Raw genomic sequence first — 22,293 nt, 5'->3', positions numbered from 1 at the left:
ATCCCGAAGCCGTCACTTTCACGTGGAAGTGACCACCTGGGGGCGGCACTTTCACGTGAAAGTGCCGCCCCCAGAGTTGTCCCCAACCCCCACCGAAGGAACTCACCGCCATGAAGTGGAAGACCAGATTCGGAGCCGGGGTCACCGCCCTGGCCGCCGTTTTGGGCGTCGTCACGGCGCCCGCGGCCACCGCCGCGCCCGCCACCGCGCTCGCCGCGCCGGACATCTCGCTGGCCAACATCAAGACCCACCTCAACCAGCTGCAGACCATCGCCAACAACAACGGCGGCACGCGGTCGCCGCGCGGCGGCGGGTACGCGGCATCGGTGTCCTATGTGGAAAACCTGCTCAAGAACGCGGGGTACACGACGACCCGTCAGACCTGCACCAGCTGCATCGGGCAGTCGCAGAACCTGATCGCCGAGTGGCCGCAGGGTGACGCGAGCCAGGTCATCATGCTCGGCGCGCACCTCGACTCCGTCAGCGCCGGCCCGGGCATCAACGACAACGGCTCGGGCAGCGCGTCGATCCTCGAGGTCGCGCTGACGCTGGCCCGTACCAACCCGGCGATGGCCAAGCGCGTCCGGTTCGGCTGGTGGGCCGACGAGGAGTCCGGCCTGGTCGGCTCCAAGTACTACGTCAACAACCTGCCGAGCTCCGAGCGCACGAAGATCAAGACCTACCTCAACTTCGACATGATCGGCTCGAAGAACTGGGGCTACTTCGTCTACGACGACGTGGCTTCGGTCAAGGCGATCTTCGACGAGTACTTCTCTTCCATCGGCATCCAGACCGAGGGCGACAGCGAAGGCGACGGCCGCTCCGACCACGCATCCTTCAAGAGCGCGGGCATCCCGGTCGGCGGCCTGGCCACCGGCGCCGGCGACATCAAGAGCTCGGCGCAGGCGCAGAAGTGGGGCGGCACCGCGGGTTCGCCGTTCGACAACTGCTACCACCGCGCCTGCGACACGACGGCCAACATCCCGGACACGCCGCTGGAGAAGAACTCCGACGCGATCGGGTACGCGCTCTGGAAGCTCGCCGTCGCCACGACGCAGGGCAACGACTACTCCGTCGCGCTCAACCCGACCGCCGGGACCGTCCAACCGGGACAGTCGCTGCAGGTCGCGGTGAACACCACGACGACGTCCGGGAGCGCGCAGTCGATCTCGCTGTCGGCGTCGGGTCTGCCCGCGGGCGCGACGGCGTCGTTCAGCCCGGCCACCATCCAGTCCGGCGGCTCTTCGACGCTGACCATCTCGACGTCGGCTTCCACGCCGACCGGCACGTTCCCGGTCACCGTGACGGCCGACGGCGCCAGCGCCGACCACACGGCGTCGTTCTCGCTCGGCGTCGGGACGTCGTCGTGCGCGCCGGTGACCAACTCGACGCGCCTCGACATCCCGGACTACCCGGCCGCCGCGGTGAACAGCACGGCGACCGTGGCCGGCTGCGCGCGCAACGCGTCCGGCACCACCAAGGCCGAGGTGCACATCACCCACACTTACCGCGGTGACCTGGTCATCGACCTCGTCGCCCCGGACGGCACGGCGTACCGGCTGAAGAACTCGAGCAGCGACTCGACGCCGAACCTCGACACCACCTACACCGTCAACGCTTCTTCGGAGGCCGCGAACGGTGCCTGGCAGCTGCGGATCCGGGACGTCGGCCCGGCCGACACCGGCTACCTGTCCTCCTGGACGCTGACCGTCTGATCCCGTCGTGGGCGGCACTTTCACGTGAAAGTGCCGCCCCCAGGTGGGCACTTTCACGTGAAAGTGCGACTTGTCTAGACCACCCGATCGTAGGTAGTCAACGGTTCCCGTCGGCCCATATCGTGATCGGACACGCCGCGTTCGCCCTCAACGACGATGGGAATCGGTATGTCCGGTCGCAGAAACCGCCTGTTCGGAACCCTTCTGGCAGTGGCTTTGGCCGTCCCGCTGCTCGTGTCGGCCCCCGCGCAGGGGGCGGTGCAGGCCGACACGTGCGCGGTGAAACCGCGGCCCGCGGGCAAGGTCCTCCAGGGCTATTGGGAGAACTGGGACGGCGGCGCGAACGGCGTCCACCCCGGCATGGGCTGGGTGCCGATCACCGACAGCCGGATGGCCCAGCACGGCTACAACGTCATCAACGCCGCCTTCCCGGTGATCCGCTCCGACGGGACCGTGTTGTGGGAGAACGGGATGGACGCCGGCGTCAAGGTGTCGACGCCCACCGAGATGTGCGCGGCGAAGGCCGCGGGCGCGGCGATCCTGCTGTCGATCGGCGGCGCGGCCGCTGGTATAGACCTGTCCTCGTCGGCGGTCGCGGACCGGTTCGTCGCCACGGTGGTCCCGATCCTGAAGCAGTACAACTTCGACGGGATCGACATCGACATCGAGACCGGGCTGACCGGCAGCGGCAACATCAAGACGCTCTCGGCGTCGCAGTCGAACCTGATCCGGATCATCGACGGCGTGCTCGCGCAGATGCCCGCGGGCTTCGGGCTCACGATGGCGCCGGAGACGGCGTACGTGACCGGCGGCAGCATCACGTACGGCTCGATCTGGGGCGCGTACCTGCCGATCGTCAAGAAGTACGCGGACAACGGCCGGCTGTGGTGGCTGAACATGCAGTACTACAACGGGTCGATGTACGGCTGCTCCGGCGATTCCTACCAGGCCGGGACCGTGCAGGGCTTCACCGTCCAGACGCAGTGCCTGAACAACGGCCTCGTCGTGCAGGGCACGACGATCCGGGTGCCGTACGACAAGCAGGTCCCGGGCCTGCCGGCCCAGCCCGGCGCGGGCGGCGGGTACATGTCGCCGAGCCTGGTTTCCCAGGCGTGGCGGTCGGTTCCGGGACTGAAGGGCCTGATGGACTGGTCCATCAACTGGGACGGCTCGAAGGGCTGGACGTTCGGCGACAACGTGAAGTCGTTGCAGGGCCGCTAGGAGTCGCCGGCCGGGATCGGGTCGTCGTACTCGCCCGAAGGGCCGGCGTAGGACTTGCCGTTCGGGAACGGCCAGGGGTTCGGGACGCAGCCGTGCAGCCCGAGCGTCTGCTGCTCCATCACCGGCGCCGGCCGGCCCGCGCCCGGGCACAGCTCGTGGCCGTGGCCGAGCCGGTGCCCGGTCTCGTGGGTGACCATGTACTGGCGGTAGACGTCGAGCGGCGCGCCGTAGTTCGGGACGGCGTTGGCCCAGCGGGCGACGTTCAGCACGACGTTGCTGCCGTTGCGGCAGGACGTGTAGCCGTCCGCGGTGCCGCCGCACAGCTTGTCGCGGCTGGCGGGGGTGGCCAGGTAGATGGTGAAGTCGGCGTCGTCGTCCGGGCCGACCTGCTGCAGCCGCCACTCGCCGCCGCCGGTCCAGCCGCGCGGGTCGCCGAGGATGCCGCGGATCTGCTTCGCGAAAGTGGCGGGGCCGACGCCGTCGATGTCGGTCTCCAGGGCGATCCGGTACCGCATGAGCTTGCCTGACTTCCCGGCCACCTCGGCGCTGCCCGGGGTGAACATCCACTGGCCCGAGCCGGTGCGCGGGAAGGTGATGGCGACCTCGACGGGCGCGGCCTGGGTGACGGGCGCGGCTTCGTCGGGCGGCGGCGGAACGGAGGTGGCCTCCCCGATGGCCATGACGACCGGCCCGGCCGCGGGCGCGGCGACGGGCTGCTGTTCACAGGCGGTGAGCACCCCGGCCACCGCCAGCGCGAGCACGGCGACGGCCGCGGCCCGTCCGGCGGTTTTGGGCATGACTCCTCCAGGAAGCGGCTTCACCGGGAGATACGGCCGGGAACCCGGAAAAGTTGCGGTGACGCGCGATGGCGGAGCGTCACCGCAGCTCAGGACCCCCGGATGTGACCACGGCCACAGCGCCCCAATGTGGCCTTCGGTGCGTCAGACGCAACCAAGGCCACATTGGGACGTTCAGCTGAGGAACTTGCGCAGGACCTCGGCGACCTGGCGGATCTCCGCCGTCCGGACGTTCTCCTGCTTCGTGTGCGCCAGCGTCGGGTTGCCCGGGCCGAAGTTGACCGCCGGCATGCCCAGCGCCGCGAACCGGGCCACGTCCGTCCAGCCCAGCTTGGCCGCCGCGCGGCCGCCCGCCGCCGTCACCAGCTCGGCCGCCGCCGGGGCCGACAGGCCCGGCAACGCGCCCGGGGACATGTCCACAACGGACAGTTCGTACCCGTCGAACACCTCGCGCACGTGGCGTTCCGCCGCCTCCGGCGTGCGGTCGGGCGCGAAGCGGAAGTTGACCGTCAGCACGGCCGAATCCGGGACCACGTTGCCGGCCACGCCGCCGCCGATCTTCGTCGCCTGGAGGCCCTCGCGGTAGGTCAGCCCGTCGATGTCGACGACCCGCGGCGCGTACTCCGCCAGCCGCCGCAGGGGCTCGGCCAGGGCGTGGATCGCGTTCTCCCCCATCCACGCCCGCGCCGTGTGCGCGCGCTTGCCGGACAGCCGCAGCTCGACGCGCATGGTGCCCTGACAGCCGGCCTCGATCACGCCGTTCGACGGCTCGCCGACGATCGCCAGGTCGCCCGCCAGCCACTCCGGCAGCTCGCGCTCGATCCGGCCGAGGCCATTCTTGACCGCTTCGACCTCTTCGTTGTCGTAGAAGATGAACGTGACGTCGTGCTTGGGCTCGGCCAGCGTCGCCGCGAGGTGCAGGAAGACCGCGTCGCCGCCCTTCATGTCGACCGTGCCCAGGCCGTGCAGGACCTCGTCGTCGCCGGTGCCTTCGCGCCGCGAAGGCAGGTTGCCGTTCTCGGGCACCGTGTCCAGGTGCCCGGCGAGCACGATCCGCGACGCGCGGCCGAGGTTCGTGCGCGCGAGGACGGCGTCGCCATTGCGGACCACTTCGAGGTGGGATGCCTGCTCCTGCAGCGCTTTCTGCACCGCCGCCGCGATCTCGGCCTCCGCGCCCGACACGCTGAAGGTGTCCACGAGCGCGGCGGTCAGGTCGACGGGGTCGGCGTGCAGGTCGAGGCTCATGCCCGGCACGCTACCGTGAGGGTGTGCGTAGGTTCGGAGTCGCCGTGGGCGGCACGTTGCTGGTCCTGGTCCTGTCCGGCTGCGGCAACGAAGCGGGCCCGACGCCCAAGCAGGGCGGCGAGCCGGGCCCGGACGCGCTCCCGACCAAGCTGGACGCGCTGACCGTCGACCAGTGCTACGCGAGCCCCCGCACCCAGCTGCCGAAGGGCTGTGAGAAGTACGTCACGGAGGTCGGCAACGTCCCCGGCTCGGCCCGCAAGCGCGCCGACGACCGCGACCCGCAGCTGGTCGCCGAAGCGGACAAGCTCGACCAGGCGGTCAAGTCGTTCCGCGGCGCGGGCTGCACGACCGTGCCCGATCCGGGCGGCCCGTGCACCCAGGCGCTCGTCGACATCGCCGGCGCGCTGACCGACTTGAAGAAGCAGGTAGCGGCCCGGCCCACGAGTGGTTGATCCGCGTCACTCGACTACCGTGTCGGGCGTGAGCGAGCAGAGCCCGAACCCCGAAACCACCGGCGCCAGCGGCGTCGGGCTGGCCACCGTCGCGACCGACGGGACGGTCCTCGACACCTGGTACCCGCACCCCAAGCTGACCGACGGCGGCACGGCCGGCACCGAGCGCCTGAGCGCGGACGAGGCCACCGAGCTGCTCGGCGAAGCCGCCGCGGCGCTGCTCGGCCCGGACACCGACCGCGGGGTCGAGGTCGTCGCCGTCCGCACCACGATCGGCAAGCTGGCCGACGCCCCGGCCGACACGCACGACATGTACCTGCGGCTGCACCTGCTCTCGCACCGGCTGGTCCGCCCGCACGGCCAGAACCTCGACGGCATGTTCGGCCTGCTGGCCAACGTCGTGTGGACCAACCACGGCCCGTGCCCGGTCGAGGGCTTCGAGACGACCCGGCTGCGGCTGCGCTCGCGCGGCGCCGTGACCGTCTACAGCGTCGACAAGTTCCCGCGGATGGTCGACTACGTGCTGCCGTCCGGCGTCCGGATCGGCGACGCGGACCGCGTCCGGCTCGGCGCGCACCTGGCGTCCGGCACCACCGTGATGCACGAGGGCTTCGTCAACTTCAACGCCGGCACGCTCGGCGCGTCGATGGTCGAGGGCCGGATCTCGGCCGGCGTGGTCGTCGGCGACGGCTCGGACGTCGGCGGCGGCGCGTCGATCATGGGCACGCTTTCCGGCGGCGGCAAGGAGACGATCTCGCTGGGCGAGCGCTGCCTGATCGGCGCGAACGGCGGCGTCGGGATCTCGCTGGGCGACGACACGGTCGTCGAGGCCGGCCTGTACGTCACGGCCGGGACGAAGGTCGTCGTCGAAGGCAAGGTCGTCAAGGCGCGCGAACTCAACGGCATCTCGGGCGCGGTGTTCCGCCGCAACTCCGCGACCGGCGCGGTCGAGGTCGTGCCGCGGACCGGCGTCGGCGTCGAGCTGAACTCGATGTTGCACGCGAACGACTGAGGCCGGCTGTTCACTTAGTATTCATGAGGTGACCACCGAATCGTTGCCTCGCACGCCGGCGGAGCTGGGTCTGCCGGAGCTCCCGGTCGAGGTGGGCCCGGCGGATCCGGCGGTCCACCACGTGCGCGCCAAGCTCGACCGGGAGATCCGCGCCCTGCTCGCGCACGAACCCGGGACGCGCTCCGGCGCCGACCCCGAGGACCTGCACCAGATGCGCGTCGCCCTGCGGCGGATGCGCAGCGTCCTGAAGCTGTCGGGTCGGCTGGTCGGGGACGGCGCCGAGCCGGTGCGCGCGGAGCTGGGCTGGCTCGGGCAGTCGCTCGGCGAGGTGCGCGACCACGACGTCCTCATCGGGCACCTGCGCGAGGTCATCGCCGACTTCGAGGTTCGCGACCAGCCGGCCGGCCGCCGGCTGATCTCCCGTTTCGTCACCGAGCGCGCGGCGGCGAAGCGGCGGCTGACGCGGGCGCTGTCGAGCGCCCGTTACTCGACGTTGCTGCGGGAGGTCAGCCTGCTGACCCGGTCGTCCGGCGAGGCGCCCGGCGAGCCGCACGACCTGGTGACCGGGCTGGCGAAGCCGCATCGCAAGCTGGCCAAGGCGGTCCGCGCGCTGCCGGCCGACCCGCCGGACGACGACCTGCACGCCCTGCGCATCCACGGCAAGAAGCTGCGGTACGCGGCGGAGCTGGCCCAGACGTCAGCGAAGAAGAAGCGCGCGAAGCGGATCAAGAAGCTGATCAAGGCGACGAGGGAATTCCAGACCGTGCTGGGCGACCACCAAGACGCCGTGATCGCGGCCGAACGGATGCGCACGGTTCTCGCTACGGCGGACGGCGAGATGGGGTTCGTCGCCGGGCGGATCGCCGAGCGTGAGCTGGCTCGCCGTGCCGAGGCCCGCGCGGCTTGGCGAGACGCCTGGGCCAAGGTCGACAAGGCGGCCCACGCCCTGACCAAATGACGTGAATGACTCATTCATGTCACCAGACGACATGAATGAGTCATTCACGTCATTTCGGCGGAGTGGTCCTGCTCCCAGCGGAACGTCGTGATCAGGCGATGGACCAGACGTAACCGTCCGGGCGGACCAGCACCTCGGCACCCGGCTTGACGTCGTAGGCCGCGTACGCGTGGCCGCCCTCGTCGACCAGCGCTCCCGGCGCCGGCGCACTCCCCGCCGGCAAGATCCGGACACCCTCCGAAGGCCCGTCGCCGAACGCCAGCCGCGTCGCGTGCGGCCCGCGGAACAGTTCGAACAGCCGAACCTTCCGGCCGTCGGAAGAGACCAGCGGTGCGTCCGGTGCCCGGTCGCCCGGCCGCAGCGCGCCCGTCCCGGCCGGGGACAGCGGGCCGCCGCGGTAGCTGATGTCCAGCTGCTGCGTCTCCTCGCCGCGGTGGTGGGCGTCCTCGTCGCCGTCGACGTACTTCTGCATCAGCCCGGTCGAGACCCCGAGCACGCGCGCCGCCACCGTGCGGCGCTCGGCCTCGTAGCTGTCGAGCAGCTCGGGCGAGCCGTCCGCGAGCTTCCAGCCCAGGTTGTACGCGTCCTGGACGCCGGTGTTCAGGCCCTGGCCGCCGGTCGGCGGGTGGACGTGCGCGGAGTCGCCGGCCAGGAAGACGCGCCCGTCGCGGAACCGCGCGGCCAGCCGGACGTTCGGCCGCCACACCGTCGACCACGCCAGGTCCGACAGCGTGATCCCGCCGCCGCTCAGCGCGTCGAGGCGGGCCTGGATCGCCGGCAGCGCCGTCTCGGCGTCGAGGTCGCCGTCGCCCAGCGGCGAACCGAACTGGAACCACGGCGTACCCGGCAGCGGGCTGAACATCATGCCGCGCATCGGGTTCTCCGCGTCGCCGAACCAGTGCCCGTAGCCGCGGTCGAGGCCTTCGGCGTGGACGTCGCCGAGCAGCATCCGGATCGACTCGTCGGTGGTGCCCTTGAACGGGATCCCCAGCGCCTTGCGCACGAAGCTCTTGCCGCCGTCGGCGCCGACGAGGTACTCGGCGCGGACGGTCTCGCCCGTGCTCAGCGTGGCCGTGACGCCGTCAGAGGACTGCTCGAAGCCGGTCAACGCGGTCGCCAGTTCGACGTGGACGCCGAACTCGGCGAGCCGGTCGCGAAGGATGCCTTCGGTCTGCGACTGGCCCAGGAACCAGCCGGTGGTGTACGGCCGGTCCGGCGTCGGGTCGACGACGTCGAACATCATCCGTTCGCCGACGACCTCGCCGCCGACGTGGACCTGAATCGGGACCGGCGCGGATCCCCGCGCCAGCACCGCGTCGAGCACGCCGAGGTCCTCGAAGACCTCCAGCGTGCGCGGCTGGAGCCCGTCGCCGCGCGAGCCGACGAAGAAAGTCTCGGCCTTGTCGATGATCCGTACCGCGACGTCGCGCCGCGTCAGCTCGATGGCCAGCGTCAGCCCGGTCGGTCCCGCCCCCGCGATCAGCACCCGAGTATCCATGTCGCCCTCCCAGTGAATTGAAATTCAGTGAATCTGGATTCAGAATGACACTGCTAGCGTCCGGCGTCAAGGAGGTGGCGGTGAACCGCAGGGAGAAGGCCGCGGAGACCGAGGCGGCGCTGAAGGCGGCGGCCCGGCGCGTGTTCGCGCGCAAGGGCTACCTGAACACGAAGATCACCGACATCACCGCCGAGGCGGGCCGCGCCGCGGGGTCGTTCTACAACCACTTCGCGGGCAAGGAGGAGCTGCTGGAGTCGCTCCTCGCCGACCTGGCGGCGTCAGGTGACGAGAGCGCGCGCACCGAGGGGCACCTGTCGGACTTCAGCGACCCGGCGGCCGTGCGCTGGCACGTCGCCCAGTACTGGGACTTCTACAAGGAGCACGCGCCGACGATGCAGGCGCTGCGCCAGGCGGCGATGGTCAACGAGACGTTCGCCCGGACGGTGGCGGGGTTCGGCGCGACGCAGGCCGCGGACCTCACCGGCCACCTCGCCCACGTGACGGCGGCCGGGCTGCGGCTGCCGGCGAGCACGGAGCTGTCGATCGCGATGATGTACCAGCTGATCGACAGCTTCGCGCAGATGTGGCTGCTCGCCCCGGCCCCGGCGGGCTGGACGGCCCCGACCGACGAAGAGGCGGTCGAGGCGCTCACCCGGTTCGTCTACCGGGGCTTCACCGGCCGGGACTACTGAGCGAGGCGCTCCACAGCGGCGTCGACGCGCTCATCGGTCGCGGTCAAGGCGACCCGGACGTGCTTGCCGCCCTTCGGCCCGTAGAACGTCCCCGGTGCCACCAGGATCCCGCGGTCGGCCAGCCACTCGACGGTCGCCGGGGCGTCCTCGTCCCGGGTCGCCCACAGGTACAGCCCCGCCTCGGAATGGTCGATGCGGAAACCGTTGTCCTGCAGCGCCTTCCGCAGCGACAGCCGGCGCCGGGCGTACCGCTCGCGCTGGGCGGCCAGTGCCTCGTCGTCGGTCAGGGCGGCGACCATCGCCTCCTGGACCGGGCGCGGCACGATCATGCCCGCGTGCTTGCGGATGTCGAGCAGCCGCTTGATCAGCCGCGGGTCACCGGTCAGGAAGCCGGCGCGGTAGCTGGCCAGGTTCGCCGACTTGGACAGCGAGTGCACCGCGATCAGGCCGTCCGTGCGGCCGTCGCAGACGTCCGGGTGCAGGATCGACAGCGGGGACGTCTCCCAGCCGAGCGCCAGGTAGCACTCGTCGGACACCACCACGACGTCACGCTCGCGGGCCCATTCGACGACCTTGCGCAGGTGCTCCACCGGAAGCACCTTGCCGGTCGGGTTGGACGGCGAGTTCAGCCAGATCATCGCCGGCCGCTGCGGGCCGAGCGCGACCGTGCTGTCGGCGCGCAGGATCGACGCGCCCGCCAGGAGCGCGCCGACCTCGTACGTCGGGTACGCCAGCTCCGGGATGACCACCAGGTCGCCCGGGCCGAAGCCGAGCAGGCGCGGCAGCCAGGCCACGGCCTCCTTCGACCCGATCGTCGGCAGCACCGCGTCCGGCTCGATGCCGGTGACGCCGTGCCGGCGGCCGAGGGCGGCGATGGCCGCCGCGCGCAGGGCCGGGATGCCGTGCGTGGTCGGGTAGCCCGGGATCTCCGACACCGACGCGAGCGCGTCGCGGATGCCGGCCGGGACCGGGTCGACCGGCGTGCCGATGGAGAGGTCGACCACCCCGCCGGGGTGCGCGCTCGCCTTGGCCTTGACCTCGGCGAGCGAATCCCAGGGGAAGTCGGGCAGCGCGACCGGGCTCATTCGCCCTGCGGGGGCAGCGCCTTGATGAACGCCGGGTCGTGCGCGGTCTTGCCCACCTTGGAGGCGCCGCCGGGCGAGCCCAGCTCGTCGAAGAAGTCGACGTTGGCCTTGGTGTAGTCCGACCAGTTGTCGGGGACGTCGTCCTCGTAGTAGATCGCCTCGACCGGGCAGACCGGCTCGCAGGCGCCGCAGTCGACGCACTCGTCGGGGTGGATGTACAGCATCCGCTCGCCCTCGTAGATGCAGTCCACGGGGCACTCGTCGATACACGCCTTGTCGAGCACGTCGACGCAGGGCTCGGCGATCACGTAGGTCACTGCGCACTCCTGCTTTTCTCTGCAAACAGCCAGTCGTGGCCGACACTACGCGGTTCGGCCACCCGTTCGGTTGGTGAGGCAAGCCTTAGCCATACCCGGGGTATGGCGCTCACCTCTGCCGACGGCGCGGGGGCGGGGTGGCCCGGGCGTCGCCGGTGATGACGAACCGCGGCTTGGGCGCTTCGTCCTCGTCCTTCTTCTCCCCCACGGCCCGGTTGAACCCCTCGGAGATCTCGTCGACGAGCTTCTCGTTGTGCCGCTCGTCCTTGCGCTGGATGCCCACGGCCACCTCCTCGGGAAATCCGCTCCGCGCCTTTCACGGCCTCGGTCACAATCTAGTCGTGAACGCACGTGAAGCGCTCGAAATCGTCTGCAGCAGAGCATGGCCGCCCCTGGTCGAGGAACCCCTGAACGACTGGCGGCTGCGCTGGGCAGGGGGCTTCACGGGCCGCGCGAACAGCGCGCTCGCGGTCGGCGCCCCCGGCCGGCCGATCCCGGACGCCCTGCGGGCGGTGTGTGACTTCGCCCACGATCGGGGCATCGAGCCGATGGTGCAGGTGATCCGCGACAGCCCGAACGAGCGCGCGATCGCCACCGAGGGCTGGTTCCAGGCGACGCGCCACCACCGCGGCCACGAGGTCGTCGTGCTCACCACAGGACGCATCTTTCCTAGGGAAAGTGACGCCTCCGGCCTCTCGGACGCATCTTTCTCGACGAAAGTGGCGGATGAGCCGGCGCCGGAGTGGTGGGCGCTGACGCTGGGGCCTGGTGAGGACATCCCGGCCGCGCGGAGCGTCCTGACCGGTGGGAAGGTCGGCTACGGCGTCGCGACGCTCGACGGCGCCACCGCCGGCGTCGTCCGTGGGGCCCTCGTCGACGGCTGGCTGCACGTCGGCCGCCTGGAGGTCGCCCCGGAGTTCCGCCGCCGCGGGCTCGCGAAGGCGCTGATGGGCGCACTGCACACGTGGGGCGCGGAACACGGGGCCGACCACGCGGTGTTGCAGGTGGCGGAGGGGAACGCGGGCGCGCTCGCGCTCTACGCGGGGCTCGGCTACGCCCCGCACCACAGATACCGGTACTGGGTGCCCGCACCCGGCTCGTGCGAGGATTCGACGTCGTGAAGATCGTGGTAGTGGTCGGCGGAGTGGGCGGGGCCCGCTTCCTGCTGGGTGTCAAGGCAGCGCTGGGGATGCCGGCGGAGGGTTCCGGGGACTCGGAGCACGAGGTGACGGCGCTGGTCAACACCGGCGACGACGTCTGGATGCACGGGCTGCGGATCTGTCCCGACCTGGACACCTGCATGTACACGCTCGGCGGTGGCATCGACAAGGAACGCGGCTGGGGGCACTCGGGCGAGACCTGGGTCGTCAAGGAGGAGCTGGCCGCCTACGGCGCCGAGCCGACGTGGTTCGGCCTCGGCGACAAGGACATCGCCACCCACCTGATCCGATCGCGGATGCTGCGCGCGGGCTACCCGCTCTCGGCGGTGACCGAGGCCCTGTGCGACCGCTGGCAGCCCGGCGTCCGGCTGCTGCCGATGTCCGACGACCGCGTCGAAACGCACGTCGTGATCGACGACCCGGAGCAGGACGGCCAGCAGAAGGCGATCCACTTCCAGGAGTGGTGGGTGCGCTACCGCGCCGAGCCGAAGGCCCACTCGATCGTCGCGGTCGGGGCCGACGAGGCCAAGCCGGCGCCAGGCGTGCTCGACGCCGTCAAGGACGCCGACGCGGTGCTGTTCGCGCCCTCCAATCCGGTGGTCTCGGTCGGGACCGTGCTGGGCGTGCCGGGGGTCCGGGACGCGCTGCGCAAGACGTCCGCGGGCGTCGTCGGGGTGTCGCCGATCATCGGCGGCAAGGCGCTGCGCGGGATGGCCGACGCGTGCCTGACCGCGATCGGCGTCGAGACGTCGGCGGAGGCGGTGGGCCGGCACTACGGCTCGCGCCAGGACGGCGGCGTGCTGGACGGCTGGCTGATCGCCGAAGGCGAGACGGCGGACGTGCCGGGCGTGACCGTCCGCGACGTCCCGCTGCTGATGTCCGATGTGGACGCGACCGCGGCGATGGCTCGCGCGGCGCTCGAACTGGCCGGAGCCCCCGTTGACTGACCACGCCTCCCCCAAACTGGAGATCCTGCCCGTCACCGGGCTGCCGGAGTTCCGCCCCGGCGACGACCTGACCGGCGCGATCGTCAAGGCCGCGCCGTGGCTGCGCTCGGGTGACGTCCTGGTCGTGACCAGCAAGATCGTCTCGAAGGCCGAGGGCAGACTCGTCAAGGTGCCCGCCGACCCCGAAGCCCGCGACGCCGAACGCCGGAAGCTCGTCGAGCGCGAGGCCATCCGGGTGGTCGCGCGGATCGCGCGCACGGTGATCACGCAGAACCACCTCGGGATCGTGCAGGCGGCGTCGGGCATCGACGCGTCGAACGTCGAGGGCGACGAGGTCGCGCTGCTGCCCGCCGACCCGGACGCGTCGGCGCTGGCCCTGCGCAACGGGCTGCGCGAGCGGCTCGGCGTCGAGGTCGCGGTGGTCGTCACGGACACGATGGGCCGCGCGTGGCGGGTCGGGCAGACCGACGCCGCGATCGGCTCGTCCGGGCTGCGCGTGCTGCACGCCTACCGCGGCGAGGTCGACGGGCAGGGCAACGAGCTGGCCGTCACCGAGGTCGCCGTCGCCGACGAGCTGGCCGCGGCCGCCGACCTGGTCAAGGGCAAGCTCGGCGGGACGCCGGTCGCGGTCGTGCGCGGGCTCGACATCTTCGACGACGGCTCGACCGCCCGGAACCTGGTCCGCCCGCTGGAGGAGGACCTCTTCCGGCTGGGCACGAACGAGGCCATCGAGCAGGGGCGGCGGGCCGCCGTCCCGTCGCGGCGGTCGGTGCGGCAGTTCTCGGACGAGCCGGTGGACCCCGCCGCGATGCGCCGCGCGGTGGCGTCCGCGCTGACCGCGCCCGCGCCGCACCACACGCACCCGGTGCGGTTCGCCTGGCTGCGCGACGCCGGCCTGCGGCACAAGCTGCTCGACGCGATGCGCGAGTCGTGGCGGGCCGACCTCGAGGGCGACGAGTTCACGCCGGAGCAGATCGCGAAGCGGCTCAGCCGCGGCGACATCCTTTACCGGGCCCCGGAAGTCGTCATCCCGTTCCTGGTGCCGGACGGCGCGCACACCTACCGCGACGACCGCCGCAACGACTGCGAGAAGACGATGTTCACCGTCGCCGGCGGCGCCGCGGTGCAGGGCCTGCTGGTGTCGCTGGCGGCCGAGGGGCTCGGCTCGTGCTGGATCGGGTCGACGATCTTCGCCGCCGACGTCGTCCGGGACGTCCTGGGCCTCGACGAGCGCTGGCAGCCGCTGGGTTCGGTCGCGATCGGCGTCCCGCTGTCCGACCCCGGCCCGCGCGGGCCGATCACGCCCGGAGAGGGGCTGCTGGAGCTGTGAGCCTGCACGCGGAAGCCATCGCGACGCTGGGTTCGTGGCGGCCTGCTCTCGCTTCCCAGGAGTCCCTGCGCCAAGCGTTCCTGGGGTTCCTGGCGGCGCGCGAGGACTCGTGTCAACGGTCGTGCGCGGCCGGGCACCTGACGGCGTCGGCGGTGGTCCTGGACCACACCGGGACGCGGGTGCTGCTGACGCTGCACCCGCGCGTCGGCCGGTGGCTGCAGCTGGGCGGGCACTGTGAGCCCGCGGACGCTTCGCTGGCCGGCGCGGCGCTGCGGGAGGCCACCGAGGAGTCCGGCATGGCCGGGCTGCGGATCGCCCCGGAGCCGGTGCACCTCGACGTCCACCCGATCACGTGCTCGCTCGGCGTGCCGACCCGGCACTTCGACGTCCGGTTCGCGGTGCACGCCCCGGAGGGTGCTTCGCCGGTGCGCAGCGACGAGTCCGACGACCTGCGGTGGTGGCCGGTGGACGCGCTGCCGGCGGGGTCGGAAGATCTCGCCGATCTGGTGAAAGCGGCCGTTCCTGTCGGTGCCGGGCACTAGCCTGGGTGCGGACAGGGAGGGACCACATGGCTACGCAGTTTCCGCAGCGCGTGCACTACCACTCGGGAGGGGGCGGCGGCGACGGGGTGTTCGGCTACATCGTCGTCGGCCTGCTGATCCTGGCGATCATCGTGTTCGTGATCGTCGTGGCGGTGCGGGTGTCGAAGATGCGCCGCGAAGAGGCGATGAAGAAGAGCGGGCAGTTCCCGCCGCCGCAGAACTTCCCGCCGCAGCAGGGATTCCCGCCGCAGGGGTTCCAGCAGCAGGCGTACCCGCCGCCGGGGTTCGCGCCGGGGCCGCAGGCCGGGTTCCCACCGTCGCAGCCGGTGCCGCAGCAACCGGGCTTCCCGCCGTCGCAGCCGGTGCCGCAGGGGCCGTACGGGCAGCGGCCGCCGGGCCCGGGAGCGGGTCCGCAGAGCTGGTGATCATCGCCTTCGACAGCGCTTCCCCGGTCCCGCCGTTCGAGCAAGTGCGGTCCGGGCTCGCGACGCGGATCACCGACCGGAGCCTGCCGGTCGGCACGAAGCTGCCCACGGTCCGCGCCCTGGCGGCCGACCTGGGCATCGCGCCGAACACGGTGGCCCGCGCGTACCGCGAGCTGGAGGAGGCCGGGCTGATCGAGACGCGCGGCCGGGCGGGCAGCTTCGTCGCGGCGGCGGGCGACCAGAGCCGCCGCCGCGCCCAGCAGGCGGCGGCGGAATACGCTGCGCTGACCCGCAAACTGGGGTTGGCCGACGCGGAAGCGCTCGCGATCGCCCGGGCCGCACTCGACGAGGGGAAGAACTGATGGTGAGCCTGCTGATGCTGCTGATCATCGTGGTGGTGCTCGGGGGCCTCACCGGAGCGGTGCTGCTGATCGTCAACATGAACAAGCCGAAGCAGCCGCCGTACCCGCCGCAGCAGTACCCGGGTTACCCGCCCCAGCAGGGCTATCCGGGGCAGCAGCCGGGCTACCCGGGCTACCCCGGTCAGCAGCCGCCGGGATACCCGCCGCAGCAAGGCTATCCGGGCCAGCAGCCGCCGTACCCACCCCAGCAGGGCGGCTATCCCCCGCAGCAGTAACCAAGTCCGTGAATGTGCCATTCACGGCTTTCGGCTTGGTCACATGGCGCGGTAGTCACGCAGCTCGATGCGCGGCCCGAACCGCGGCCGCCGGTGCCCGGCCGCCTCCAGGTACCGCACCGTCCGCTGCCGCTGCGGCGCGTACGGTGCCAGCACCTCCGCCATCCCCGCGTCGTCGAGTTTCACGCCCAGCACGGCGTTCCCCACCATCGACGGGATGTTGTAGTCGCCGAAGCTGACCGCGTCCGGGTCGCCCCACGCGCGCTGCGCGATCTCCGCCGCCGTCCAGACCCCGATGCCCGGGACGTTGCGCAGCAGGTGCCGGCCCGCCAGCCCGCGCAGCTCGACCGCCCGCTCCAGGTGGTGCGCCACCCGCGCCGCGTTCAGCAACGCCGTGCGCCGCTTGATGTCGACGCCCGCGCGGTGCCAGTGCCAGTCCGGCAACGACCGCAGCGCCACCGGCGTCGGCGGCACGCGCAGCCGCTCCGGCCCCGGCCCGGGCGCCGGCGTGCCGAACCGGCGGCACAGCTCGGCCCACGACCGGATCGCCTCCTTGCCGGTCACCTTCTGCTCCAGCACCGCCAGCACCAGCCAGTCCCACACCACGCCCGTCGCGCCCAGCCGCAGCCCCGGGTTCTCCCGCCGGGCGCGCGCGACGACGTCGTGGTGCGCGACGAACTCCGAATCGTCGTCGTCCGCGCCGAGCAGCGCCGGGACGCCGGTGAGCAGCCGGTCCGCGCCGTCGCCCCAGGCCGCCGCCTCGATCCGGCCGTCGGTGAGCTTGCGCAGCGCCAGCGTGCCCGGGCCGTCCGGCGTGTTCGACGCGAGCCACGTGATGCCGCGCTCGTCGGTGAGGATGTTGAGCGACCCGCGCCCGCGCTTCAGCGGACTCAGGACACTGCCCAAGTCGACCTCGAACGCGGGACGCCAGAACATCGCTACGCGTCGCTCGAGAAGCGGACGGAACCGTCGGGCAGCACGGTGTCCGGCCAGATCCGGGCGCCGTCCAGGAGCTCGCAGCCGGCGCCGACGGACACGCCGTCGCCCAGCACCACGCCGCGCAGCACCGCGCCGGCGCCGACGCGCGCGCCGTGCCCGAGCACCGAACGCTCGACGATCGCGCCTTCGGAGACGGCCGCGCCGTCGAACAGCACCGAACCGTCGATCTTCGCGCCGGAGCCGACGACCGCGCCGCCGCCGATGGTCGAACCACCGCACAGGTGGGCGTCTTCGGCGACGGAAGCGCCGTCGAGCACCAGGAAGTCGCCGGGCCGCCCCGGCAGCGCCGACGTCGGCGCCACGCCCCGCACCAGGTCGGCCGACCCGCGCACGAACGCTTCCGGCGTGCCCACGTCCAGCCAGTAGGAGGCGTCGACGAAGCCGTGGATGTGCGCGCCCTGCTCCAGCAGCTGCGGGAACGTCTCGCGCTCGACGGAAACCCGGCGCCCGGTGGGGATGGCCTCGATCACCGGGCGGCGGAAGACGTAGCAGCCGGCGTTGATCTGGTCGGTCGGCGGGTTCGGCGTCTTCTCGAGGAACGCCTCGACGCGGCCGGTTTCGTCGGTCGGCACCGAGCCGAACCGGCTCGGGTCGGGCACGCGCTGCAGGTGCAGCGTGACGTCGGCCTCGGACTCGCGGTGCACGCGCAGCTGCTCGCCGAGGTCCGAGCCGGAGATGATGTCGCCGTTGAAGACGATCACGTGGTCGGCGCGCAGCTTGTCGTAGACGTTGCGGATGGCGCCGGCCGTGTCGAGCGGCTCCTCCTCGACGACGTACTCGAGGTCCAGACCGATCGACTTGCCGTCGCCGAAGTACTCCTCGAACACCTCCGCACGGTAGCTCGTGCCCAGCACGACGTGCCGGATCCCGGCCTCGCGGATGCGGGAGAACAGGTGGCTCAGGTAGGGCGTCCCGGCTGTCGGGAGCATCGGCTTCGGTGCCGAAAGGGTCAGTGGCCGCAGGCGCGTGCCCTTGCCCCCGACCAGCACGACGGCGTCGATCTCGACCTCGGACGTCACGGAAATCTCCTCTTGTATCACGCACCGCTGAGCGACAAGCCGCGGGAAACCCTGACGGAGGTCGCCCGGAGGGCCTACCCTAGACAGGAAACAGGCGGGCCTTTCCCCAGAGGGCCCCGGGTCAGTCGGGAGGCCGAGGGGATGGACCCCCGCGATCGGGCGGACGCCCTGCTCGCACGAGCCCAGGCGCGCGGTGTGTTCGTCGTGACACCTGACAGCGCGACGTCACCGATGGACTCGTCGAACACCCAGCAGATACCCCGGGCGCAGATCGACGGGCTCGACCGCAGCCAGGACCCCGACACGACCACGCAGCTGCCGGCGTCGCTGATCGAGGAGAACGACCACCCGCTGGCCGGCGCGGCGCCGACGCGGCGGCTCGAGGCCCGGGGCGGCCGTCGCCCGCAGGCCACGACGCCGTTGAGCACGCCGTCGCAGACGACCCCGCTGCCCACACCGCCGGTCACCACGCCGCTCGCGCGCCGGCCCCAGGCCGAGCCGATCACGAGCCCGCTGAAGGAGCCGGATCCGGAGGACACCGGCCTGGTGCCGACGGTGACGCAGACGAACGGCAAATCCGACCTCTCGCGCCGGCTCGACGGGATCTAGCGGGTCTCGAGCTTCAGCCGCACGGCGAGGCCCAGCTTGGCCAGCGCGAGCACCGGCTTCCAGGCGAGGCCCTGGTGGCGGTCGGCGAGGTAGCGGTAGGCGCTGTCGTGGTGCGCCTTGAGCATCTTCTCCGACGCCTGCGACGTCGAGTGGCCACCTTCGTGGGTGACGCGCGCGGACGGCGCGTAGACGTTCAGCCAGCCGGCCTCGGCAAGGCGGTCACCGAGGTCGACGTCCTCGAAGTACATGAAGTAGCGGGTGTCGAAGCCCCCGACGGAGTCGAACGCCTCCCGGCGGATCAGCTGGCAGGACCCGGACAGCCAGCCCGCCGTGCGCTCGACCGGGGTGCCGGTTTCCTGGCGGTACTGCCGGGTCCAGGGGTTGCCGGGCCAGACCTTCCCGAAGACGGCGTGCCCGATGCCGCGCCCGAAGGAGGGCAGCAGGCGGGCGGAGGGGTAGACGGTGCCGTCGAGGTCGCGGATGAGCGGCCCGAAGGCCCCACCCCGCGGCCACCGGCTCGCGACCTCGAGCAGGGCATCGAGCGACCCGGGTTCCCATTCGAGGTCCGGGTTGACGACGACGACCCAGCCGTAGCGGTCGTCGAGCTCGGCGACCCCGCGGTTGGCGGCGGTGCCGTAGCCGACGTTCTCGCCGATGCTGAGCAGCTGAACGTTCTTCCGGTTGGCGGTGGCCTTCTCGAGGGCACCCTCGACGGACGCGTTGTCCGCGACGACCACCTTGACCTCGCGCTCGGTGGCCTTCTCGAGGGTGTCGAGGAACCGTTCGATGGTGTCCTCGGAGAAGTAGGTCACGGTCACGACGCCGACTTCGTCGCCATAGCGGGGGTGCTCAGTCACCCGGCCATTGTCCACCGGTCACGGACCGCGACCCCGCCACCCCACAGGGCGTGCTCACCTGCCGTCACGCGGCTTCTCGGCGGCACGCCGGCGCTGCCTCCGCGCGGCGGCCACCGCCCCGGCCGGCGCGAAATCGATGACGTCGCCGGGATGGATGGCGAAGGTGCCCGGATTCCGCTCGCCCGGGCTCCGGACGAGCCAGGCACTCCCGGGCGGTGGATGACGGCCCTCGAACCACGCGTCCTGCTGGCGATCGGTCGCGTGCCAGCGGATCACGGCCTTCGCACCGCCTTCGGCGTGCTGGTCGACGTGGTCGACCAGGGCGATGGCGGCCTCGCCGGCCAGCCGGGCGTGCACGTCCAGCAGCCGTTGCCACTCGCCCGCGAGCCGCTGGTCACGCCGCCGCCGGACGAAGACGACGAGCAGGACCACGCCCGCCACCGGCACGCAGCACAGCAGGAGCCCGGCGATCTCCGTGAACACGAGTACGCCGCGCTCAGCGGGTCCGGAGGTGCCGGGACCAGGCCTTGGCGTAAGCCTCCCGGTGCCGTTCCGCGGTGGTGGCCCACGAGAACTCCTTGGCCCGCTGCTGAGCCGCCGTGGCCAGCTCCGCCCGCCGCCCGGGGTCGGCCAGCAGCTCCGACAACCCCGCCGCCACGTCGCCGGCCCCAACCCCGCAGTACGCCACGGCATCCCCGCCCACCTCGGGCAACGACAACCGCCGCGTGGTCAGCACGCACGCCCCGCACGCCATCGCTTCCAGCACCGGCAGCCCGAATCCCTCGCCCAGCGACGGGTAGGCCACCAGCTCGGAACCGCCGAGAAAACCCGCCAGGGTCCCAAAGGGCAAATATCCAGCCCGGATAACGCGAAGCCGATGCGGAACGGCGTCCAGAGCCCGTTCCACCTGCGTGTCCCACCCCGGCTGCCCCGCCAAGACCAACGCCGGGGCGTCACGCTGTCCCGCCACCGCCCGGGCGAACCCGCGGATCAGCGCCGGCACGTTCTTGCGCGGCTCCAACGCCCCCAGGAACGCCACGTACGGCGTCCGCCCGAGGCCTACCGCCGAACGGGCGGCCTCGACCTCCGATGGTGACGGTGGGTGAAAGCGTTCGCTGTCGACGCCGTGGTGAATCACTTCCAAGGACGCGTGCCGGACCGGGCCCACGCGGGCCAGCTCCGCCGCCGTCGCCGCCGACGGGACCACGCACAGCGTCGCGCGGCGCAACGCCGTCGCCGTCCACGCCCGGAAGAACCGCGCCTTCACCGAGGAGTGCAGCACGGCGTCGGTGAAGAACGTCGCGTCGTGGAGCGTGACGACCGATGCCGCCGACGTGGCCAGCGGCATCGTGTAGTGCGGCGAGTGGACGACGTCCGCGCCCAGGCGGCGCACCAACCGGGGCAGCGTCGCCTGCTCCCAGGTCAGCCGCGCGGTGCGGGTGGTCGTCGACGGCGACGCGGGCACCACGCGCGAGCGCGGCGCCAGCCGATCGTAAAGCTGCAGGTCCCGGGGCTGACAGACGACGGTGAGCCGCGCCCCGTCCGCGTCGAGCGCGGCGACGAGCGAATCCACGTACCGGCCGACCCCGCCGCGGTCCGCGGGAACCGCGGTCGCGTCGATCAGCACCCGGGGGTCATCGCTCACCCCTGCAGGGTACGGCGGTGACCCCGCGTCATGGTGGGGAACTGGCAAACCGGTCAGGGACGGGCGCGGGTGTGGATCGCCCAAACGGCTTCCGCGGCGCGGCGCCAGGTGAACGTCCGCGCGCGCTCGCGCCCCGATCGAGTGAGGTCGGCTGACACGGAGGGTGATCCCAGGACCTCTCGCAACGCCGAAGCCAAGGCCCGGGCGTCGCCACGCGGAACCGTGATCCCGGCGCCGCCCGCCACCTCGGCCAGCGCCGGGACGTCGGTGTGCACCACCGGGACCCCGGCCGCCATCGCCTCGAGCAGGCCCATCCCGAACCCCTCGGCCAGGCTCGGCACCGCCAGGACGCTCGCCTGGCGCAACGCCGTCGCCAGCTCGGCGTCCGACACCTTCCCCAGCATCCGCAGCCGCTCGGCGGGAAGCCCGCGGTCGGCGGCCAGCGCGGCCGGGTCGACGCCGCCCCAGCCCGGCTGCCCGGCGAGCACCAGCACCACGTCGTCGAGCGCCGCGACCGCGTCGACCAGGACGTCGATCCCCTTGCGCGGCTCGATCGTCCCGACGGCCAGCACGTACCTCGGCGGCAGGTCCAGCGGCGCCGAACCGGCCGGGACCCGCACGCCGTGCGGCACCACGCGCACCGGGACGTCGACGTCGATCAGCACCGCCAGCTCGTCGGCGACCGCCCGCGTCGGCACCACGAGCCCGGACGCCCGCCGCGCGGCCCGCGCGATCATCGACCGGTGCCAGCTGACCCCGCGCGCGGTGAGCGTCTCGGGGTGGGTCCAGGGCACGGTGTCGTGCACGGTGACGCTCAACGTCTTCCCGGCCGGCGCGCGCGGCGGCGCGAACGGCGTCGGCGCGTGCACCGCGTCGCCGCCCGGCCACCAGCGCAGGCCCAGCTGCCACGCGGCGACCAGCGCCCGCGGCGGGATCCGCAGCACCCGCGGCCCTTCGACGCCGTCCAGCCGCGCCGCGCCGACGTCGGCGTGCCGCGCGACCACGCTGGACACCGTCCAGCCGCGTGGCGCGGTCTGCGCGAGCGCGGGCAGCAGCTCGGCCGTGTAGCGCCCGGTGCCACCGGGCACGGGCGCGAGGAGCTGCTCGGCGAGCACGACCAGTTCGGGCACG

General features: G+C 72.2%; 26 protein-coding genes. 14 read left to right on the top strand and 12 right to left on the bottom strand.

Features of this window, described 5'->3' with window-relative positions:
* The first annotated feature begins 110 nt into the window (after positions 1-110).
* Complete coding sequence (locus ABFJ78_RS30365) at positions 111-1,715, top strand: M28 family peptidase (protein ID WP_436389983.1); 1,605 nt, start codon at positions 111-113, stop codon at positions 1,713-1,715.
* Between the two features lie 168 nt (positions 1,716-1,883).
* A complete protein-coding gene (locus ABFJ78_RS30360) occupies positions 1,884-2,936 on the top strand; it encodes a chitinase (protein WP_436389982.1) in 1,053 nt (350 codons plus the stop codon).
* On the opposite strand, the gene ABFJ78_RS30355 is transcribed toward ABFJ78_RS30360, so the two are convergent.
* Together ABFJ78_RS30355 and dapE are read right to left on the bottom strand one after the other, a co-directional pair.
* A complete protein-coding gene (locus tag ABFJ78_RS30355; protein ID WP_436389981.1) occupies positions 2,933-3,733 on the bottom strand; it encodes a DUF3152 domain-containing protein in 801 nt (266 codons plus the stop codon). The genes ABFJ78_RS30360 and ABFJ78_RS30355 overlap by 4 nt on opposite strands.
* Before the next feature lie 174 nt (positions 3,734-3,907).
* Positions 3,908-4,978: a succinyl-diaminopimelate desuccinylase gene (gene dapE / locus ABFJ78_RS30350; RefSeq protein ID WP_436389980.1), complete on the bottom strand. Its 1,071-nt coding sequence runs from the start codon at positions 4,976-4,978 to the stop codon at positions 3,908-3,910.
* Between the two features lie 44 nt (positions 4,979-5,022).
* Here dapE and ABFJ78_RS30345 point away from each other — a divergent pair, with 44 nt between their 5' ends.
* Genes ABFJ78_RS30345 through ABFJ78_RS30335 form a run of 3 tightly spaced genes read left to right on the top strand, consistent with a single transcriptional unit; the run spans position 5,023 to position 7,400 of the window.
* The gene (locus tag ABFJ78_RS30345) at positions 5,023-5,430 is read left to right on the top strand and encodes a hypothetical protein (protein WP_436390164.1); all 408 of its coding nucleotides are present in this window, start codon (positions 5,023-5,025) and stop codon (positions 5,428-5,430) included.
* Between the two features lie 28 nt (positions 5,431-5,458).
* Complete coding sequence (gene dapD / locus ABFJ78_RS30340) at positions 5,459-6,442, top strand: 2,3,4,5-tetrahydropyridine-2,6-dicarboxylate N-succinyltransferase (RefSeq protein ID WP_436389979.1); 984 nt, start codon at positions 5,459-5,461, stop codon at positions 6,440-6,442.
* A gap of 28 nt (positions 6,443-6,470) precedes the next feature.
* A complete protein-coding gene (locus ABFJ78_RS30335; RefSeq protein ID WP_436389978.1) occupies positions 6,471-7,400 on the top strand; it encodes a CHAD domain-containing protein in 930 nt (309 codons plus the stop codon).
* 91 nt (positions 7,401-7,491) lie between these two features.
* Here ABFJ78_RS30335 and ABFJ78_RS30330 read toward each other — a convergent pair whose 3' ends face one another.
* Entirely contained in the window at positions 7,492-8,898 is a 1,407-nt protein-coding gene (locus ABFJ78_RS30330; RefSeq protein WP_436389977.1) for an FAD-dependent monooxygenase, read from the bottom strand.
* Between the two features lie 44 nt (positions 8,899-8,942).
* Here ABFJ78_RS30330 and ABFJ78_RS30325 point away from each other — a divergent pair, with 44 nt between their 5' ends.
* Positions 8,943-9,590 (top strand): TetR/AcrR family transcriptional regulator, encoded by a 648-nt coding sequence (locus ABFJ78_RS30325; protein ID WP_436389976.1) that lies wholly within the window; start codon positions 8,943-8,945, stop codon positions 9,588-9,590.
* Here ABFJ78_RS30325 and dapC read toward each other — a convergent pair.
* The 3 genes from dapC to ABFJ78_RS30310 all read right to left on the bottom strand — a co-directional run bounded on the left by dapC (position 9,584) and on the right by ABFJ78_RS30310 (position 11,275).
* Positions 9,584-10,675 carry a succinyldiaminopimelate transaminase gene (gene dapC / locus ABFJ78_RS30320; protein ID WP_436389975.1) on the bottom strand — a complete coding sequence of 364 codons (1,092 nt, stop codon included), beginning with the start codon at positions 10,673-10,675 and terminating at the stop codon, positions 9,584-9,586. The two genes, ABFJ78_RS30325 and dapC, sit on opposite strands and share 7 nt — an antisense overlap.
* Complete coding sequence (fdxA, locus tag ABFJ78_RS30315) at positions 10,672-10,992, bottom strand: ferredoxin (protein ID WP_003083029.1); 321 nt, start codon at positions 10,990-10,992, stop codon at positions 10,672-10,674. The genes dapC and fdxA overlap by 4 nt, the downstream gene beginning before the upstream one ends.
* A 109-nt stretch (positions 10,993-11,101) precedes the next feature.
* Positions 11,102-11,275 (bottom strand): hypothetical protein, encoded by a 174-nt coding sequence (locus ABFJ78_RS30310; protein WP_436389974.1) that lies wholly within the window; start codon positions 11,273-11,275, stop codon positions 11,102-11,104.
* A 58-nt stretch (positions 11,276-11,333) separates the two neighbouring features.
* Between ABFJ78_RS30310 and ABFJ78_RS30305 the strand changes: the two genes are divergently transcribed.
* From ABFJ78_RS30305 to ABFJ78_RS30275, 7 genes are read left to right on the top strand one after another with little or no spacing between them, the layout of a single operon-like run.
* A complete protein-coding gene (locus ABFJ78_RS30305) occupies positions 11,334-12,113 on the top strand; it encodes a GNAT family N-acetyltransferase (protein WP_436389973.1) in 780 nt (259 codons plus the stop codon).
* Positions 12,110-13,099: a 2-phospho-L-lactate transferase gene (gene cofD / locus ABFJ78_RS30300; RefSeq protein ID WP_436389972.1), complete on the top strand. Its 990-nt coding sequence runs from the start codon at positions 12,110-12,112 to the stop codon at positions 13,097-13,099. Before ABFJ78_RS30305 ends, cofD begins: the two co-directional genes overlap by 4 nt.
* Complete coding sequence (locus tag ABFJ78_RS30295) at positions 13,035-14,429, top strand: coenzyme F420-0:L-glutamate ligase (protein ID WP_436389971.1); 1,395 nt, start codon at positions 13,035-13,037, stop codon at positions 14,427-14,429. The genes cofD and ABFJ78_RS30295 overlap by 65 nt, the downstream gene beginning before the upstream one ends.
* A complete protein-coding gene (locus tag ABFJ78_RS30290; RefSeq protein WP_436389970.1) occupies positions 14,426-14,971 on the top strand; it encodes an NUDIX hydrolase in 546 nt (181 codons plus the stop codon). The genes ABFJ78_RS30295 and ABFJ78_RS30290 overlap by 4 nt, the downstream gene beginning before the upstream one ends.
* 26 nt (positions 14,972-14,997) lie before the next feature.
* Complete coding sequence (locus ABFJ78_RS30285) at positions 14,998-15,396, top strand: hypothetical protein (RefSeq protein WP_436389969.1); 399 nt, start codon at positions 14,998-15,000, stop codon at positions 15,394-15,396.
* Entirely contained in the window at positions 15,393-15,758 is a 366-nt protein-coding gene (locus ABFJ78_RS30280) for a GntR family transcriptional regulator (protein ID WP_436389968.1), read from the top strand. Before ABFJ78_RS30285 ends, ABFJ78_RS30280 begins: the two co-directional genes overlap by 4 nt.
* A complete protein-coding gene (locus tag ABFJ78_RS30275; RefSeq protein WP_436389967.1) occupies positions 15,758-16,033 on the top strand; it encodes a hypothetical protein in 276 nt (91 codons plus the stop codon). The genes ABFJ78_RS30280 and ABFJ78_RS30275 overlap by 1 nt, the downstream gene beginning before the upstream one ends.
* A 39-nt stretch (positions 16,034-16,072) precedes the next feature.
* Here the strand turns inward: ABFJ78_RS30275 and ABFJ78_RS30270 are convergent, their stop codons facing one another.
* Together ABFJ78_RS30270 and ABFJ78_RS30265 are read right to left on the bottom strand one after the other, a co-directional pair.
* Positions 16,073-16,969: a DNA-3-methyladenine glycosylase family protein gene (locus tag ABFJ78_RS30270; RefSeq protein ID WP_436389966.1), complete on the bottom strand. Its 897-nt coding sequence runs from the start codon at positions 16,967-16,969 to the stop codon at positions 16,073-16,075.
* 2 nt (positions 16,970-16,971) lie between these two features.
* The gene (locus ABFJ78_RS30265; RefSeq protein WP_436389965.1) at positions 16,972-18,051 is read right to left on the bottom strand and encodes a sugar phosphate nucleotidyltransferase; all 1,080 of its coding nucleotides are present in this window, start codon (positions 18,049-18,051) and stop codon (positions 16,972-16,974) included.
* A 141-nt stretch (positions 18,052-18,192) separates the two neighbouring features.
* On the opposite strand from ABFJ78_RS30265, the gene ABFJ78_RS30260 reads away from it, so the two are divergent.
* Complete coding sequence (locus tag ABFJ78_RS30260) at positions 18,193-18,660, top strand: hypothetical protein (protein WP_372671984.1); 468 nt, start codon at positions 18,193-18,195, stop codon at positions 18,658-18,660.
* Here ABFJ78_RS30260 and ABFJ78_RS30255 read toward each other — a convergent pair.
* The 4 genes from ABFJ78_RS30255 to ABFJ78_RS30240 form a co-directional block, all read right to left on the bottom strand.
* Positions 18,657-19,517, bottom strand: a complete 861-nt coding sequence (locus tag ABFJ78_RS30255) for a glycosyltransferase family 2 protein (RefSeq protein WP_436389964.1) — start codon at positions 19,515-19,517, stop codon at positions 18,657-18,659. The two genes, ABFJ78_RS30260 and ABFJ78_RS30255, sit on opposite strands and share 4 nt — an antisense overlap.
* 54 nt (positions 19,518-19,571) lie before the next feature.
* Complete coding sequence (locus ABFJ78_RS30250; protein WP_436389963.1) at positions 19,572-20,000, bottom strand: hypothetical protein; 429 nt, start codon at positions 19,998-20,000, stop codon at positions 19,572-19,574.
* 13 nt (positions 20,001-20,013) lie between these two features.
* Positions 20,014-21,144, bottom strand: coding sequence for a glycosyltransferase family 4 protein (locus ABFJ78_RS30245; protein WP_436390163.1), 1,131 nt, complete (start codon positions 21,142-21,144; stop codon positions 20,014-20,016).
* Positions 21,145-21,215: 71 nt separating this feature from the next.
* Positions 21,216-22,292, bottom strand: a complete 1,077-nt coding sequence (locus ABFJ78_RS30240; RefSeq protein WP_436389962.1) for a glycosyltransferase family 4 protein — start codon at positions 22,290-22,292, stop codon at positions 21,216-21,218.
* Position 22,293 lies beyond the last annotated feature (1 nt).

It is taken from the genome of Amycolatopsis sp. MEPSY49, from assembly GCF_051337345.1.
Classification (GTDB): domain Bacteria; phylum Actinomycetota; class Actinomycetes; order Mycobacteriales; family Pseudonocardiaceae; genus Amycolatopsis.
Note: the sequence above shows the minus strand (reverse complement) of the source record. Positions and strands in the feature narration are given on the sequence as shown.

Coding starts and splice junctions, on each gene's coding strand:
- ABFJ78_RS30365 (WP_436389983.1), top strand. CDS start 111: ATGAAGTGGAAGACCAGATTCGGAGCCGGGGTCACCGCCCTGGCCGCC.
- ABFJ78_RS30360 (WP_436389982.1), top strand. CDS start 1,884: ATGTCCGGTCGCAGAAACCGCCTGTTCGGAACCCTTCTGGCAGTGGCT.
- ABFJ78_RS30355 (WP_436389981.1), bottom strand. CDS start 3,733: ATGCCCAAAACCGCCGGACGGGCCGCGGCCGTCGCCGTGCTCGCGCTG.
- dapE (WP_436389980.1), bottom strand. CDS start 4,978: ATGAGCCTCGACCTGCACGCCGACCCCGTCGACCTGACCGCCGCGCTC.
- ABFJ78_RS30330 (WP_436389977.1), bottom strand. CDS start 8,898: ATGGATACTCGGGTGCTGATCGCGGGGGCGGGACCGACCGGGCTGACG.
- ABFJ78_RS30325 (WP_436389976.1), top strand. CDS start 8,943: ATGACACTGCTAGCGTCCGGCGTCAAGGAGGTGGCGGTGAACCGCAGG.
- dapC (WP_436389975.1), bottom strand. CDS start 10,675: ATGAGCCCGGTCGCGCTGCCCGACTTCCCCTGGGATTCGCTCGCCGAG.
- ABFJ78_RS30295 (WP_436389971.1), top strand. CDS start 13,035: ATGTGGACGCGACCGCGGCGATGGCTCGCGCGGCGCTCGAACTGGCCG.
- ABFJ78_RS30285 (WP_436389969.1), top strand. CDS start 14,998: ATGGCTACGCAGTTTCCGCAGCGCGTGCACTACCACTCGGGAGGGGGC.
- ABFJ78_RS30275 (WP_436389967.1), top strand. CDS start 15,758: ATGGTGAGCCTGCTGATGCTGCTGATCATCGTGGTGGTGCTCGGGGGC.
- ABFJ78_RS30270 (WP_436389966.1), bottom strand. CDS start 16,969: ATGTTCTGGCGTCCCGCGTTCGAGGTCGACTTGGGCAGTGTCCTGAGT.
- ABFJ78_RS30260 (WP_372671984.1), top strand. CDS start 18,193: ATGGACCCCCGCGATCGGGCGGACGCCCTGCTCGCACGAGCCCAGGCG.